The 13,547-nt window shown below is 70.0% G+C and carries 12 protein-coding genes and 1 pseudogene; 11 read left to right on the plus strand and 2 right to left on the minus strand.

Going from position 1 to position 13,547, the window contains the following annotated elements; all coding sequences use genetic code 11:
* Nucleotides 1–412 precede the first annotated feature (412 nt).
* Nucleotides 413–955, plus strand: a complete 543-nt coding sequence (locus M0638_RS23630) for a DUF4365 domain-containing protein (RefSeq protein WP_248669418.1) — start codon at nt 413–415, stop codon at nt 953–955.
* 115 nt (nt 956–1,070) lie between these two features.
* Nucleotides 1,071–1,652, plus strand: a complete 582-nt coding sequence (locus M0638_RS23635) for a hypothetical protein (protein WP_248669419.1) — start codon at nt 1,071–1,073, stop codon at nt 1,650–1,652.
* 182 nt (nt 1,653–1,834) lie between these two features.
* Here M0638_RS23635 and M0638_RS23640 read toward each other — a convergent pair whose 3' ends face one another.
* On the minus strand, nt 1,835–3,466 hold the full coding sequence (locus M0638_RS23640) for a peptide chain release factor 3 (RefSeq protein WP_248669420.1): 1,632 nt from the start codon (nt 3,464–3,466) through the stop codon (nt 1,835–1,837).
* Between the two features lie 280 nt (nt 3,467–3,746).
* Here M0638_RS23640 and M0638_RS23645 point away from each other — a divergent pair, with 280 nt between their 5' ends.
* The 9 genes and pseudogenes from M0638_RS23645 to M0638_RS23685 form a co-directional block, all read left to right on the plus strand.
* The gene (locus M0638_RS23645; RefSeq protein WP_248669421.1) at nt 3,747–4,805 is read left to right on the plus strand and encodes a ferritin family protein; all 1,059 of its coding nucleotides are present in this window, start codon (nt 3,747–3,749) and stop codon (nt 4,803–4,805) included.
* A 351-nt stretch (nt 4,806–5,156) separates the two neighbouring features.
* Nucleotides 5,157–6,119, plus strand: coding sequence for an alpha/beta fold hydrolase (locus M0638_RS23650; RefSeq protein ID WP_248669422.1), 963 nt, complete (start codon nt 5,157–5,159; stop codon nt 6,117–6,119).
* Between the two features lie 75 nt (nt 6,120–6,194).
* Nucleotides 6,195–6,620, plus strand: a complete 426-nt coding sequence (locus tag M0638_RS29280) for a transposase (RefSeq protein WP_248669423.1) — start codon at nt 6,195–6,197, stop codon at nt 6,618–6,620.
* Between the two features lie 470 nt (nt 6,621–7,090).
* The gene (locus M0638_RS23660; protein WP_408903664.1) at nt 7,091–7,792 is read left to right on the plus strand and encodes a peroxiredoxin; all 702 of its coding nucleotides are present in this window, start codon (nt 7,091–7,093) and stop codon (nt 7,790–7,792) included.
* On the plus strand, nt 7,789–8,232 hold the full coding sequence (locus tag M0638_RS23665; protein WP_248669424.1) for an ArsR/SmtB family transcription factor: 444 nt from the start codon (nt 7,789–7,791) through the stop codon (nt 8,230–8,232). Before M0638_RS23660 ends, M0638_RS23665 begins: the two co-directional genes overlap by 4 nt.
* Nucleotides 8,229–8,999: a sulfite exporter TauE/SafE family protein gene (locus tag M0638_RS23670; RefSeq protein ID WP_248669425.1), complete on the plus strand. Its 771-nt coding sequence runs from the start codon at nt 8,229–8,231 to the stop codon at nt 8,997–8,999. The genes M0638_RS23665 and M0638_RS23670 overlap by 4 nt, the downstream gene beginning before the upstream one ends.
* A 32-nt stretch (nt 9,000–9,031) precedes the next feature.
* The gene (locus M0638_RS23675; RefSeq protein WP_248669426.1) at nt 9,032–9,925 is read left to right on the plus strand and encodes an MBL fold metallo-hydrolase; all 894 of its coding nucleotides are present in this window, start codon (nt 9,032–9,034) and stop codon (nt 9,923–9,925) included.
* A gap of 16 nt (nt 9,926–9,941) precedes the next feature.
* A complete protein-coding gene (locus tag M0638_RS23680) occupies nt 9,942–11,615 on the plus strand; it encodes a bifunctional protein tyrosine phosphatase family protein/NAD(P)/FAD-dependent oxidoreductase (RefSeq protein ID WP_248669427.1) in 1,674 nt (557 codons plus the stop codon).
* Between the two features lie 250 nt (nt 11,616–11,865).
* Nucleotides 11,866–12,213: pseudogene (locus tag M0638_RS23685) on the plus strand (efflux RND transporter permease subunit); the annotation flags it as partial.
* 166 nt (nt 12,214–12,379) lie between these two features.
* Here M0638_RS23685 and M0638_RS23690 read toward each other — a convergent pair.
* A complete protein-coding gene (locus M0638_RS23690; RefSeq protein ID WP_248669429.1) occupies nt 12,380–13,534 on the minus strand; it encodes a 2-methylaconitate cis-trans isomerase PrpF family protein in 1,155 nt (384 codons plus the stop codon).
* Between the last annotated feature and the right edge of the window lie 13 nt (nt 13,535–13,547).

Consider the following 13,547-nt stretch of genomic DNA (forward strand, 5'->3'; position numbering starts at 1 on the left):
AGTTCTCCGTGGCGAAACCGTCCAGTTCCGGATGTCGCTTGATAGGGGCTCTGCCCCGGACCCCGCGAAGGGGTGAAGCCCCCTTCGAGACCCCCGTTTGTTTGGGGGGTTCGGGTGGGGGATGGTTCGGGTTCGGGTTCGCCCCGCGTGGCTGGTGCCGCGCGGGGCTTTTCGTATGCGCGGCGTGGCGGGGGGGACGGTAGGGCGGCTCACAGAACAAGGTGAAAGCAACGGGGAAGGCGCTGGATGCCGTCGGCGAAGGGGAGAAGGGTACGGAACTGCTCGGGGGGGTGGGGGCGGTAGCGGGGTTTAGGGCCGCGCGCATGACGCCGCGACAGGCGGCCTGGGCTAGGGAACTCCCTCTTGGTAAAGGGAGCAGAGGAAGCCGTACTCAGGAGTGGGTTGCGAGAGTATGCAGTCAGTGATTCAGTGGAAACAGGGAACTAACGCGCAAGAAGATGTATCACAAGAACACGGCAGGAACTCGTTTGGACTGCCGCAGCGCGTTATTCTGCAAAATGAACCGGCCGTGCTTGACAATTTTCTGAAAGTAAGATGCAAATTCGCAACAGGTACATGTGCGCAGGATATGGTGTTCATGCCCATTACGACGCATCCGAACGACATTAAAGAGCGTCTTTCAATTGCCTACGTGACTGCTGTGGCAGCCCGCGCGGGATGTCAAATTAGCAAGTGTGATATCGATAAACAAAGCATTGATGTTACAATCAGACCGATCCTGGGTAGAAAAATATCCATCGATTTCCAACTTAAGGCAACTTCAATAGACTGCTTCAGTAACGATATGATATCATTTGATTTGCCAGTCAAGAATTACGATGACCTTCGCGACCCTCATTGCACGGCTCCGCATTATTTAATTATTTTGGTACTTGATTCAGATGATAATGCTTGGCTTGTAAACGACGAGGAGGCTTTGCTGATAAAGGTTTGAAGAGGTTAGTTCATATCTCGACAATGTTCGTCTTGGTCAAACTCAACGAGGCGGCTTTGTACTAACGATACTAAGCCCTTGGGATTTTACGCCGGATCAATTGCCATCATTGGACTTGGGTGAAGCGACTTTTGGCCGGCGCGTCACCAAAGCTCTCGCATCAGCACTCAAAGCAACTCAGACAGCAATCCAAAAATCTGTTGTTGATGGTGTTGCGCCTCTTGTCAATGCCTATAAAGACGGGGTCAGTTCTAACTTGTGTCAATCTCTCGCAAAACTTGCGCGTGACGGAGAAGGCGTCGATATTTCTATCGGGTGGAGCCCTGTGCAACCAGAAGAGGCGCCGGTAGAGATCAAGCTAATGAGGGAAGATGCTGCGGTATTAGTCGAGGCCGCAAAAATGCTTGCTCGGCAGGAGGACGAGCCTAACGTTAGTATTGAAGGGTTGGTTGCTCGCATTGACGAAGCGCCCGAGAGATTTGACGGTTCAGCCGTGCTCGAAACGGCGATTGGAGGTGTTGTACGTAAGGTGCGAGTGCAATTTCAGGAGGGTGACCGGCTGAAAATATATGACGCCGCCAAGGAAAAACGTTGGGTCCGAGTACTTGGTGATTTAAGTCGAGAAGGGCAAAAGCTTTCACTGCTAAATCCGAGAGATATAACTTTGATAGAAGCTTCCGATGCTGATCTTGCTTGAGCTTCAGTGCCACAAAGCAACCTCGCCGAGGTTTTCCAATATTTGACAGAAGTTGCAATGAACTAAAGATACTATCGTAGCGACACCCACGACATCGCGCCGGCGCAAATGAAAGGGAGGTCCAGGAGGGCTTCGCCTCCTGGTGGGGTTCGGGGCAGAGCCCCGATGACGGGTGCCTGCCGCTAAAGCGAAAGCGCGTGCTGCTCCCGCACCTCGTGGAATTTCAGCCCCGGGTGTTCTTCCTCCGCCCGCCGCCGCCGCCAGTCCGACGCGAAGAACGCCACCAGCGCGTTGTCGTGGTCCTCGGCGCTGTCGTGGGAGGCCTCCCGCCGGAATCGCTCCAAGGCCGCCGGGTCGTCCGAAGTGACCCAGCGGACGGTGTTCCAGGGCGTCGCGTCGAAGGCGGTGGGGACGCCGTATTCGGCCTTGAGGCGGGAGCCCAGCACGTCGAGCTGGAGGGAGCCGACGACGCCGACCACCCAGGGTGTGCCGTCGAGCGGGCGGAAGAGCTGGACGACGCCTTCGTCGGCGAGCTGTTCCAGGGCGCGCTTGAGCTTCTTCGCGGCCATGGCGTCCTCGATGCGGACGCGGCGGAGGATCTCGGGGGCGAAGGAGGGGACGCCGCGGAAGGCGAGGTCCTCGCCCTCGGTCAGCGTGTCGCCGATGCGCAGGATGCCGTGGTTGGCGATGCCGACGACGTCGCCGGGGAAGGCCTCCTCCGCCACCTGGCGGTCCTGGGCGAAGAAGAAGAGCGGCGCGTTGACCGGGACCTGCTTGCCGGTGCGGACCTGCTTCAGGCGCATCCCTTTCTGGAGGCGGCCGGAGCAGATGCGGAGGAAGGCGACGCGGTCCCGGTGGTTGGGGTCCATGTTCGCCTGGATCTTGAAGACGAAGCCGGTGAGGGCGGGCTCCTCGGGGGTCACGGTGCGGCCCTCGGCGGCGCGGGGGCCGGGGGCGGGGGCGTAGCGGCCGAGGCCGCGCAGGAGCTGGAGGACGCCGAAATTGCGCAGCGCCGAGCCGACATAGACGGGGGTGAGGTGGCCGGTGCGGAACGCCTCCAGGTCGAAGGCGGGGAAGCCGGCCTCGACGAGGAGGGCTTCCTCGCGCAGCGCCGTGGCGCGTTCGGGGGGGATGGCGGCGTCCAGGGCGGGGTCGTCGAGGGAGGTCAGGGGGACCTCGCGGACGGTCTCGCCCTCGATGAGCAGGAGGCGGTTGTTGAGCAGGTCGTAGGTGCCGCGGAAGTCGCGGCCCATGCCGACGGGCCAGGTGACGGGGCAGACGTCCAGCGCCAGGGTCTTCTCGATCTCGTCGAGCAGCTCGAAGGGGTCGCGGCCCTCGCGGTCCATCTTGTTGATGAAGGTGATGATGGGGATGTCGCGCAGGCGGCAGACCTCGAACAGCTTGCGGGTCTGCGCCTCGATGCCCTTCGCCGCGTCGATGACCATGACGGCGGCGTCGACGGCGGTGAGGGTGCGGTAGGTGTCCTCGGAGAAGTCCTCGTGGCCCGGCGTGTCGAGCAGGTTGTAGACGAGGCCCTCGTGCTCGAAGGTCATGACGCTGGTCGCGACGGAGATGCCGCGGTCCTGCTCGATCTTCATCCAGTCCGAGCGCGTGCGGCGGCGGTCGCCCTTGGCGCGCACCTGGCCGGCGAGCTGGATGGCGCCGCCGAACAGCAGCAGCTTCTCCGTCAGCGTGGTCTTGCCGGCGTCCGGGTGCGAGATGATCGCGAAGGTGCGGCGGCGGGCGGCGGGGGAGGACGGGAGCGCGCCGGCGGCGGCTTCGAGGATGGCGGCGTCGGGCGGGAGCTGGTCCATGGTGGGGGTTAGATAGGCCGGCGCGGCGGGGATTGACAGCGCGGCGGTGGCATGGCGGGGCGGCGGGCGGCCCGGCCTGCCGGGGGCGTTCCCGCGGGCGCGCGCGGGGCGTGGCCGGGGCGGTGGGACGGTGGTGCCGAGGCGTGTCGGGCGGGGTTGTCGGGGGCGGTTTCCCGGGTGAGTGGGCAATGCGTCGCAATTGCGTTCAAGTCATTGATTTTACGCGTTTTTCATAGAGATCAGGGCGGACAGGCGGGTGGCGATGCCGTAGCCTCGGCGCATGCGGGATTTCAGCGATTGCGACGAGCGGGACGTGCTGGCGCTGGCCATCTCCAGCGAGGAGGAGGACAGCCGGATCTACGCCGACTTCGCGGCCGGGCTGCGGGAGCGGTATCCGGACACGGCGACGGTGTTCGCGGCGATGGCGGCGCAGGAGGACGGGCATCGGCGGGCGCTGATCGAGCAGTACCGGCGACGCTTCGGGGAGCACATCCCCTACATCGCGCGGCGGCATGTGCGCGGGGCGCCGGTGCCGCCCGAGGCGGCCTCGGTGATGCGGCGGGGCATCGCGGCGGTGCGCGAGCAGGTGGCGCGGATGGAGGCGGCCTCGGCGCGCTTCTACCAGGAGGCGATCCCGCGCAGCACGGAGGCGGGGACGCGCAAGCTGCTGGGCGACCTGGCGGCGGCGGAGCGGCAGCACGAGCGGATCGGGCGGGAACTGGCGGCCGAGGCCCTGCCGGCGGCGGCGCTGGCGCGGGAGGACGAGGCGGAACGGCGGCGCTTCGTGCTGCAGGTGGTGCAGCCGGGGCTGGTGGGGCTGATGGACGGCTCCGTCTCCACGCTGGCGCCGGTCTTCGCGGCGGCCTTCGCGACCGGGCGGCCCTGGGATGCCTTCCTGGTGGGGATGGCGGCGAGCGTGGGGGCGGGCATCAGCATGGGCTTCGCCGAGGCGCTGGCCGATGACGGGCGGCTTTCCGGGCGCGGGGCGCCGCTGCTGCGCGGGCTGGTCTGCGGGCTGATGACGATGGCGGGCGGGGTCGGGCACACCCTGCCCTTCCTGATCGGCGATTTCCGGCTGGCGGTGGCGGTCTCGGCGACGGTGGTGGTGGTGGAGCTGGGGCTGATCGCCTGGATCCAGTGGCGGTTCATGGAGACGCCGCCCCTAACGGCCGCGCCGGACGTGGTTCTTGGCGGGGCGCGGGTGGGGGGGGTGGCGGGGGGGCTGATCGCCTGGACCCTGGGGCGGTTCTTGGCGACGCCGCCGCCCGCGGCGGCGGCGAAGGTGGTGCTGGGCGGGGCGCTGGTGCTGGCGGCGGGGGTGCTGATCGGCGGGGGGTAGGGCGGCCGGGGGGCAGGCGGCGCAAGCCGCCGGCGTGGCCCGCCGACGGGGCGTTGTCGGGCCGGCGAACCTCGGGTGGCGATCCTTGGGCGGGGCGCGGGCGTGGCGGCGGGAGGCGGCGGGGCGGCGGGGGATGCGCGGTTGCGGGGCGCATCGTCGGGGCGGGAGGGTGCCTGCGGGGTGGATGGTGTACAGGGGGCGCGGCCGGGCAGGACACGCCGCCTCGTTCGTCGCCGCGCCCGCTTCCATGGGTCCGGCTTTGGTGCCAGCCTGGAACATGGCGCAGCATGCCTCGGCGGCAACCGCGACGCGACCGAAGACACGAACGGAATGCGACCAGGGGAGACGGGAATGAACCAGTATCCGGCAGGCCGGCGGCAGGCGATGGGGGCGGCGGTCGTCGGACTCGGGCTGCTTTCCATGGCGCCGGCGGCGCCGGCCCGCGCGCAGCAAGCCGCCGCGCCGGCGCAGCGGGCGGCCTACGTGCCGCGCTTCGTCACCTCGCCCGACGGCGTCCGCCTCGCGACCTACGAGTTCGGCAACCCGCAGGGGCCGGCGATCCTGTTCCTGCACGGCTACGCGCAGGCCGCGCTTTCCTGGGACCGGCAATTGCAGGACCCGGAATTGGCGCGCGCGTTCCGCATGGTCGCGATCGACCTGCGCGGCCACGGGATGAGCGCCAAGCCGGAGGGGGATGCGTTCTACAAGCCGGGCCGGGTCTGGGCCGACGACGTGCGGGGCGTGATCGACGGGCTGGGGCTGCGGCGGCCGGTGCTGGTGGGCTGGTCCTATGCGGGGCGGCTGATCGGCGACTACCTCACCGCGCACGGCGCGGAGGCGCTGGCGGGGATCAACTACGTCGATGCGAGCAGCACGCTCGGGGATCCCGCCTTCCTCGGGCCCGCCGCGGCGCTGCTCGGGCCGCAGGCGATGCTGGCGCCGGCCCTGGATGGGTTCATCGAGGGGACGGCGCGGTTCCTGCGCGAGTGCTTCGCCACCCAGCCCGAGGCGGCGGACTTCCAGACCATGCTCGCCTTCAACATGCTGGCGCCGCACCATGTGCGGTCGGGGCTGGCGGGGCGGCCCGCCGACTACGTGGCCGTGCTGAAGGCGCTGCGGCTGCCGGTGCTGGTGACGCATGGCGAGAAGGACCGGGTCCTCACCCCGGCGCTCGCGCGCTTCACCGCCGCGACGGTGCCGGGGGCGCGGCTTTCGCTCTATGCCGAGAGCGGGCACTCGCCGTTCTGGGAGGAGCCGGCGCGCTTCAACCGGGAGCTGGCCGAGTTCGTGAAGCAGGCGCAGGGGACGCGCTGAGGCGCCGGCCGGGCAGAGGCGGCCGCCCCGGCGACGGCGTTGCCGACGCGGGCGAGCCCATGCGCCCCGGCGGGTATGCCGCCGCCCTGCCCAGCGCGGGCGGCGGTCGGGGGATCAGGCGGTCGGCAGGGGTGGCCCGGGCGGCGCGGCGCGCAGCGCGTCGGCGATGCCCCGCAGGACGGCGAGGCGGGGCGAGCGGTCCTCGGCCCGGAAGCTCATGAGGACGGGCGAGGTGACGCGCTCCTCGGCCAGGTCGACATAGGCGATGTCGTCGCGGCCGAGGCGGCGGACCGAGGCGGGCACGAGGTCGTCATCTCCCAGCATCCCCGCCGCACCAAGCCCCTCGCCATCGACAAGGAGAGGTACAAGCGGCGGCATCTCATCGAGAGCTTCTTCGCCAAGATCAAGGAGTTCAAGCGCATCGCCATGCGCAGCGACAAGACCGACCGCAGCTTCGCCGCCATGATCCATCTCGCCGCCGCCGTCATCCACTCACGATGAATCCCGACAAACCCTAGGCCGAACGGGTTCGACCCGCGCGCCTGGCTCGCCGACGACACCTTCACCGACGATCATGCCGTGGTCGCACGACGTGATCGACACCGTTTCGCCCAGCAGTACGGCACCCCCAGGTGACGGACGGTCCCCGAGTCATCGGGCGGGCCCGCGACCGCGTCGGTCGAAACCCGGTCCGTGATGTCGCCCCGATGCACGAGGAAGCCGTCATGCACGACCCGGTCCTGGGCCTTGTATGGCGCCCGCGGTCCGCCTCGACGACCTCGCACCGACATCGCGCGATCACCTCCCTGTTCGGCCGTGAGCCGGCCCATCACGGCAACGCCCGCAGGCTTGCCGCATCAATGCCCCGTCCGCCCCCGATGCCATGCCCCCGGGGCGCGAAGCGCAATCGGCTCTCGATTGACAATATAAGATATCGATAAGTATATATCGTTGAGCGAGGACGAGGACGCATGACCTTCACGCCCGGCACATCCCAGGCCCCACCCACCGGCGACGCGGCACCGGCCGCGTTCGAGGCCGCTCTTCGGATGCCCCGCCTCGGCGAGCCCGCCATTCCCTTCCGCGTCCGCACCACCATGGGCGAGCGGAGCCTGGCCGACTACCGCGGCCGCTGGCTGCTGCTCTTCTCCCACCCCGCCGACTTCACCCCGGTCTGCACCAGCGAGTTCATCGCCTTCGCCCGCGCGCACGACCGCTTCCGGGCGCTCGGCTGCGAGCTGCTCGGCCTCTCCGTGGACAGCCTCTTCGCCCACCTCGCCTGGGTCCGCTCCATCGAGGCCGGGTTCGGTGTCGCCATCCCCTTCCCGATCGCCGAGGACATCTCCATGGCGATGGCCCGCGCCTACGGGATGATCCACCCGGGCGACGCCAGCACGGCGACCGTGCGCGGCAGCTTCCTGATCGACCCCGCGGGCACGATCCGGATGCTCGCCTACTACCCGATGACCACCGGCCGCAGCGTCGAGGAGCTGCTGCGCACCCTCGCCGCGCTGCAGGAGAGCGACGCCTCGGGCGCCTCCACCCCGGCCGATTGGCAGCCGGGCGAGGAGAGCGTGCTGCCCCCGCCGCTCACCGTGCAGGAGGCCGCGGACCGCAAGGCAGGCGGCGCTCCCGCCTGGTACTACCAGCCGCAATCGGGCACGCGGCGATGAGCGCGCCCGGCTGCGACCCCGACCAGGCGGCGGAATTCCTCCGCGCGCTGGCGCATCCCATGCGCCTGCGCATCCTCTGCCGCCTGCTCGAGGGCGAGCTCGCCGTCGCGGGCTTCGAGAGCGAGCTCGGCCTCAGGCAGCCCAACCTGTCGCAGCAGCTCGCCGCGCTGCGCGAGGCGGGGCTCGTCGCCACGCGGCGCGAGTCGAAGTCGATCGTCTACAGCCTCGCCGATGCGCGCGTCGCCGGCGTGCTGGAAGCCCTCCGCGCCGCACTCCCGGCCGGCGCGCCCGAAGCCGCGCCGCCGTCCCGCCCCGCGCCATCGGCACCCCCGCCCGCTGCCGCCCCGACGCGGCCCGCCCGGCCCCAGCCGGGTGGCGAGGCGGGGATCTTCGCCATCGCCGGCTGGGACGTGCCGCCGGGCGGGGGGAGGAGAGGATGACGCAGACGATCCTGGCGCTCGGCTCGGGCGGCCTCGTCGGCTTCGTGCTCGGGCTGATCGGCGGCGGCGGCTCCGTCGTCGCGACGCCGCTGCTGCTCTACGCCGTCGGCCTGTCGCCGCACGTGGCGCTCGGCACCGGGGCGCTCGCCGTCTCGGCGAATGCCCTCGTCAACTTCGCCGGCCATGCCAGGGCCGGCAACGTCCGCTGGAACGTGGCCGGCATCTTCTCGGTCGCCGGCGTGCTCGGCGCGCTCCTGGGCTCGACTCTGGGCAAGGCGGTGGACGGGCAGCGCCTGGTGCTGCTCTTCGCCGCGATGATGGTGGTGATCGGGATCGCCATGCTGCGCCCGCGGCGCGGCGGCGGTCAGGCCGGGCCGATTGCGCTGACCGCGCCCATGGTGCTGCGGATCGGCGGCGTCGGCCTCGGCGTCGGGCTGCTCTCCGGCTTCTTCGGGATCGGTGGCGGCTTCCTGATCGTGCCCGGCCTGATCCTCGCCACCGGCATGCCGATGATCCACGCCGTCGGCACCTCGCTCCTCGCGGTCGGCGCCTTCGGGCTGGCGACGGCGCTCAATTACGCCGCCTCGGGCCTGGTGGACTGGGGCATCGCGGCGGAGTTCATCGCCGGCGGCATCGCCGGCGGCGCGCTCGGCATGCGCGCCGCCTGCCGGCTCGCCGCCGACCGCAACACGCTCAACCGCATCTTCGCCGCCATCGTCTTCGCCGTGGCCGCCTACATCGTCTGGCGCTCGGTCGGCCACGCCTGACAGCCGTGCACCGCAGGAGGAGGCCAACCAGGATGTCCCACATCGCCGCCGGCACCGACCTCTCGATCAAGCCCGAGGTCACGCCCTTCTTCGATCCGGACACCAACACCATCAGCTACGTGGTGAAGGATCCCGGCTCCTCCGCCTGCGCCGTCGTGGACGGCGTGCTCGACCTGGACTACGCCGCCGGCCGCATCGCCACCCGCTCCGCCGATACGATCATCGCCTACGTGCAGGGCCATGGCCTGACGGTGGAGTGGCTGATCGAGACGCACGTGCATGCCGACCACCTCTCGGCCGCCCCCTACATCCAGGCGCGGCTCGGCGGGAGGATCGGCATCGGCGAACGCATCACCGTCGTGCAGGAGACCTTCGGCAAGGTGTTCAACGAGGGCACCGAGTGGCGCCGCGACGGCAGCGAGTTCGACCGCCTCTTCAAGGACGGCGACACCTACATGGTGGGCGGGATGCGCTGCGTCGCCCTGCACACGCCGGGCCATACGCCCGCCTGCACGACGCATGTGATGGGCGACGCCGCCTTCGTCGGCGACACGCTGTTCATGCCGGATGGCGGCACGGCGCGCGCCGACTTCCCGGGCGGCGACGCCCGCGTGCTGTTCCGCTCGATCCGCCGCGTGCTGGAGCTGCCGGGCGGGACGCGGCTCTTCATGTGCCACGACTACGGCCCGAACGGCCGCGAGATACGCTGGGAGACGACGGTCGCCGCCGAGCGGACGGGGAACATCCATGTCCGCGACGGCATGACGGAGGAGGCGTTCGTCGCGATGCGCACCGCGCGCGACGCGACGCTCGCCATGCCGCGCCTGATCATCCCCTCGATCCAGGTGAACATGCATGCCGGCCGACTGCCGAAGCCGGCCGGGGACGGCAGGCGCTTCCTCAAGGTCCCGCTGGATGCGTTCTGAAAGGGAGGCGGGTGCCATGGAGGTGAAGTCCCTGACGCCGACCGTCTCGGTCGCGCCGCAGATCCTGCCGGAGGAGGTCGCCGCGCTCGCCGCCGCCGGCTTCCGTGCGATCCTCTGCAACCGGCCGGATGGCGAGGGCGCCGACCAGCCGGGCTTCGGGGAGGTGGCGCGGGCGGCGTCCCTCGCCGGGCTCGAGGCCGCCTACCTGCCGGTCGCCTCCGGCAAGGTCACCGATGCGGAGGCGGAGGCCTTCGCGCGGCTGCTCGACCGCCTGCCGAAGCCGGTGCTGGCCTACTGCCGCACCGGCACGCGCTCCGCGACGCTCTGGTCGCTCGCCGAGGCCGCGCGCGGCCGGCCGCTGCCGGAGATCGTCGCCGCCGCGAAGGCGGCCGGCCACGACATGGCGGCGGTGGCGCGCCGCATCGCCAATGGCGGCCGCACGCCGACCGGCGGCGGCGGGATCCGGCACGAGGTGGTGGTGGTCGGCGGCGGCGCCGCGGGCATCGCCGTCGCCTCGAGCCTGAGGGCGCGCAAGCCCGACCTCGACATCGCCATCGTCGATCCGGCCGACATCCACTACTACCAGCCCGGCTGGACGATGGTGGGCGGCGGCGTCTTCGACCCGCGTCGGACGGCGAAGACCATGGCCTCCCTCATCCCGCCCGGGGTGACGTGGATCAGGGCCGCGGTCGCCGCCTTCGAGCCGGAGAACGACGCCATCATCCTCGATGGCTGCCGCGTCGTCACCTACGGGAAGCTCGTCGTCGCGCCGGGGCTCAAGCTCGACTGGGGCGGGATCGAGGGGCTGGCGGAAACGCTCGGCCGCAACGGCGTCACCTCCAACTACCGCTACGACCTGGCGCCCTACACGTGGGAGCTGGTGCAGGGCCTGAAGCGCGGCACGGCGGTCTTCACCCAGCCGCCCATGCCCATCAAGTGCGCCGGCGCGCCGCAGAAGGCGATGTACCTGGCGGCCGACCACTGGCGCGCGGCCGGCGTGCTGAAGGACGTGGACATCCGGTTCTGCAACGCCGGCGCGGTGCTGTTCGGCGTGAAGGACTACGTCCCGGCGCTGATGGAGTACGTGCGGCGCTACGGCATCAACCTGCACTTCCAGGAGACGCTGACGCGCATCGACGGCCCGGCCCGCACCGCGTGGTTCACCCGCATCGGCCCCGGCGGCGCGACGGAGACGGTGGAGCGGCGCTTCGACATGATCCATGTCGTGCCCCCGCAGGTCGCGCCGGACTTCCTGCGCGTCTCGCCGCTGGCGGACGGGGCGGGCTGGATGGACGTGGACCAGGCGACGCTGCGCCACAGGCGCTACCCCGGCATCTACGGCCTGGGCGACGCCTGCAACGCGCCGAACGCCAAGACGGCCGCGGCCGCGCGCAAGCAGGCGCCAATCGTCGCCCACAACCTGCTGCGCGACATGGGCGCGGTGCAGGGAGGCGACGCGATCTACGACGGCTACGGCTCCTGCCCGCTGACCGTCGAGCGGGGGAAGATCGTGCTGGCCGAGTTCGGCTTCGGCGGCAGGCTCCTGCCGAGCTTCCCCGCCTGGCTGATCGACGGCCGCCGCCCGAGCCGCCTCGCCTGGCTGCTCAAGGAGCGGATGCTGCCCTGGATGTATTGGAAGGCGATGCTGCGCGGGCGCGAGTGGCTGGCCAGGCCGGAACTCGCGGCCTGACCGGCGGGGAAGGGGATCACCGATGACGGGCTTCAGCCCGTCGCCGCCGCCGGCGGCGTGCTGATCGGCGCCTCGGCGTCCCTGCTGTGGCTGGCGCCGGGCCGGATCGCCGGGATCAGCGGGATCCCGGGCGGGCAGCTCTACGGCTAGAGCATTTTCAAGCTGAGCGTCCTCGCTCAGCGGCTCGGAAAATGCGAAAAATCAAAAGGCTAGAGCCGTTCCGGCCTGATACAGTCAGGCTGGATCGGCTCTAGCGCGCATGGCGGCCCTGGCGCACGACACGCTGCCGGAGGGCTTCGGCTTCGAATGGACCGGCCTTGCCCTGCAGGAGCGCGAGGCAGGTGCCGAGACCCTGCTGATCGTCCTGGCGGGCATCATCTTCACCTACATGTTCCTCGTCGCCCAGTACGAGGGCTGGAGCGTCCCCGTCGCCGTGATGCTGTCGGTCTCGGGAGCGGGCGCGGCGAGCCGGCGGTCGATCGGGATGACGCTGTTCGGCGGACTGCTGGTGGGAACGCTGCTCGGCCTGATCGTGATTCCCGTTCTGTACGTGGCAGTCCAGACCATGCGCGAGAGGGTCAAGAAGCTTTTCCGATAGGAGGTGCTCGTTTGACGGATCGTGACACCCGCCGGCATCCGGCCGGCCTCGCGCGGGCGAACTCCTGGCCGAGCGGGACATCACCGTCACCCACGAGAGCATCCGCCGCTGGCGCCTGCGCTTCGGCGCCGGCTTTGCCCCGCGGATGCCTCTCTTCGAAGGGCGGTCAGGCGGCGGCCCTGGGCACCCAGACACGGCCGTCGAACAGGCGCCGCGCGGTGCGGTAGAAGGAGCCGGCGCGCGCCACCCACTGCCCGCCTTCCTCCGCGACATCCGCGCCGACGGTGAGGATGCCGGAGGGCATGCCGATGCGCAGCGGACCGGCCGCCGCGATCCCGGTCGGCAGCATCTCCGCGACCACCGTGCCTTCGATGCGCGCGGCGACGGCGGTGCAGAGCGAGACGGTGAGCGGCAGGGCGCGATGCGGCTGGCCGTTGGAGATCACCCGCGCCGCGAAGTCCATGTCGCCGGTGCGGATGGCCTCGCCCGAGAGGGTCGGCGCTTCGGCGGCCGGGCTGACGAAGCCGACATAGGGCACGGTGCTGATCCGCCGCGCCGACTCCACGTCCGGCGCGATGCCCATCAGCACCGAGCCCTGCACGCGGATGTCGTTGAGCAGCGTCAGGATGTCGGGATTGGCCTCGATCTGGTCCGGCAGTTCCAGCCCGGTCAGGCCGATGTCGCGCGCGCGGACGAAGACGGCGGCGTTGGCGGCATCGATCAGCGAGGCCTCGACCGTGCCGAAGCCCGGCACGTCCAGCCGGTCGAGCACCTTGCCGCTCGGCAGCAGCCGGCCCGTGGTCGCGCCGCCCGGCTGCACGAAGTCCAGCCGGATCGGCGCCCCGGTGCCGCCGACGCCGGGGATGGCGAGTTCGCCCTCGTACACCACCCGGCCCTCCGCCACCGGGAAGGTGGCGTGGATGATCTTCCGCGTGTTGGTGTTGTAGATGCGCACCGTCGCGCTGTCGCCGTCGGCGCGCACCAGCCCCTCCTCCACGGCGAAGGGGCCGACGGCGGAGCTCATGTTGCCGCAATTGCCCTTGTAGTCGACCCGCGCCTCGCGGATCAGCACCTGGCCGAAGGTGTAGTCGATGTCGGCATCCTCGCGCGCGGAGGGGGCGAGCACGCAGACCTTGGAGAGCGAGGAGACGCCGCCGCCCATGCCGTCGAGCTGCCGGCCGTTGGGATCGGGCGTGCCCATGGCGGCGGTGAAGATGGCGTCCCACTCGGCACGGTCGGCCGGCAGGTCGCAGGCATGGAACATGATGGCCTTGCTGGTGCCGCCACGCATGAAGACGGCGGGGATGGGGTACTGGGGCATGGCGTTTCCTCGG

This window comes from Roseomonas acroporae (genome assembly GCF_023223525.1).
In the GTDB taxonomy this organism is placed as follows: domain Bacteria; phylum Pseudomonadota; class Alphaproteobacteria; order Acetobacterales; family Acetobacteraceae; genus Roseomonas_E; species Roseomonas_E acroporae.

Coding starts and splice junctions, on each gene's coding strand:
- M0638_RS29280 (WP_248669423.1), top strand. CDS start 6,195: ATGCCGCCGCCCTGCCCAGCGCGGGCGGCGGTCGGGGGATCAGGCGGT.
- M0638_RS23645 (WP_248669421.1), top strand. CDS start 3,747: ATGCGGGATTTCAGCGATTGCGACGAGCGGGACGTGCTGGCGCTGGCC.
- M0638_RS23690 (WP_248669429.1), bottom strand. CDS start 13,534: ATGCCCCAGTACCCCATCCCCGCCGTCTTCATGCGTGGCGGCACCAGC.
- M0638_RS23650 (WP_248669422.1), top strand. CDS start 5,157: ATGAACCAGTATCCGGCAGGCCGGCGGCAGGCGATGGGGGCGGCGGTC.
- M0638_RS23640 (WP_248669420.1), bottom strand. CDS start 3,466: ATGGACCAGCTCCCGCCCGACGCCGCCATCCTCGAAGCCGCCGCCGGC.
- M0638_RS23670 (WP_248669425.1), top strand. CDS start 8,229: ATGACGCAGACGATCCTGGCGCTCGGCTCGGGCGGCCTCGTCGGCTTC.
- M0638_RS23675 (WP_248669426.1), top strand. CDS start 9,032: ATGTCCCACATCGCCGCCGGCACCGACCTCTCGATCAAGCCCGAGGTC.
- M0638_RS23680 (WP_248669427.1), top strand. CDS start 9,942: ATGGAGGTGAAGTCCCTGACGCCGACCGTCTCGGTCGCGCCGCAGATC.
- M0638_RS23660 (WP_408903664.1), top strand. CDS start 7,091: ATGACCTTCACGCCCGGCACATCCCAGGCCCCACCCACCGGCGACGCG.
- M0638_RS23630 (WP_248669418.1), top strand. CDS start 413: ATGCAGTCAGTGATTCAGTGGAAACAGGGAACTAACGCGCAAGAAGAT.
- M0638_RS23665 (WP_248669424.1), top strand. CDS start 7,789: ATGAGCGCGCCCGGCTGCGACCCCGACCAGGCGGCGGAATTCCTCCGC.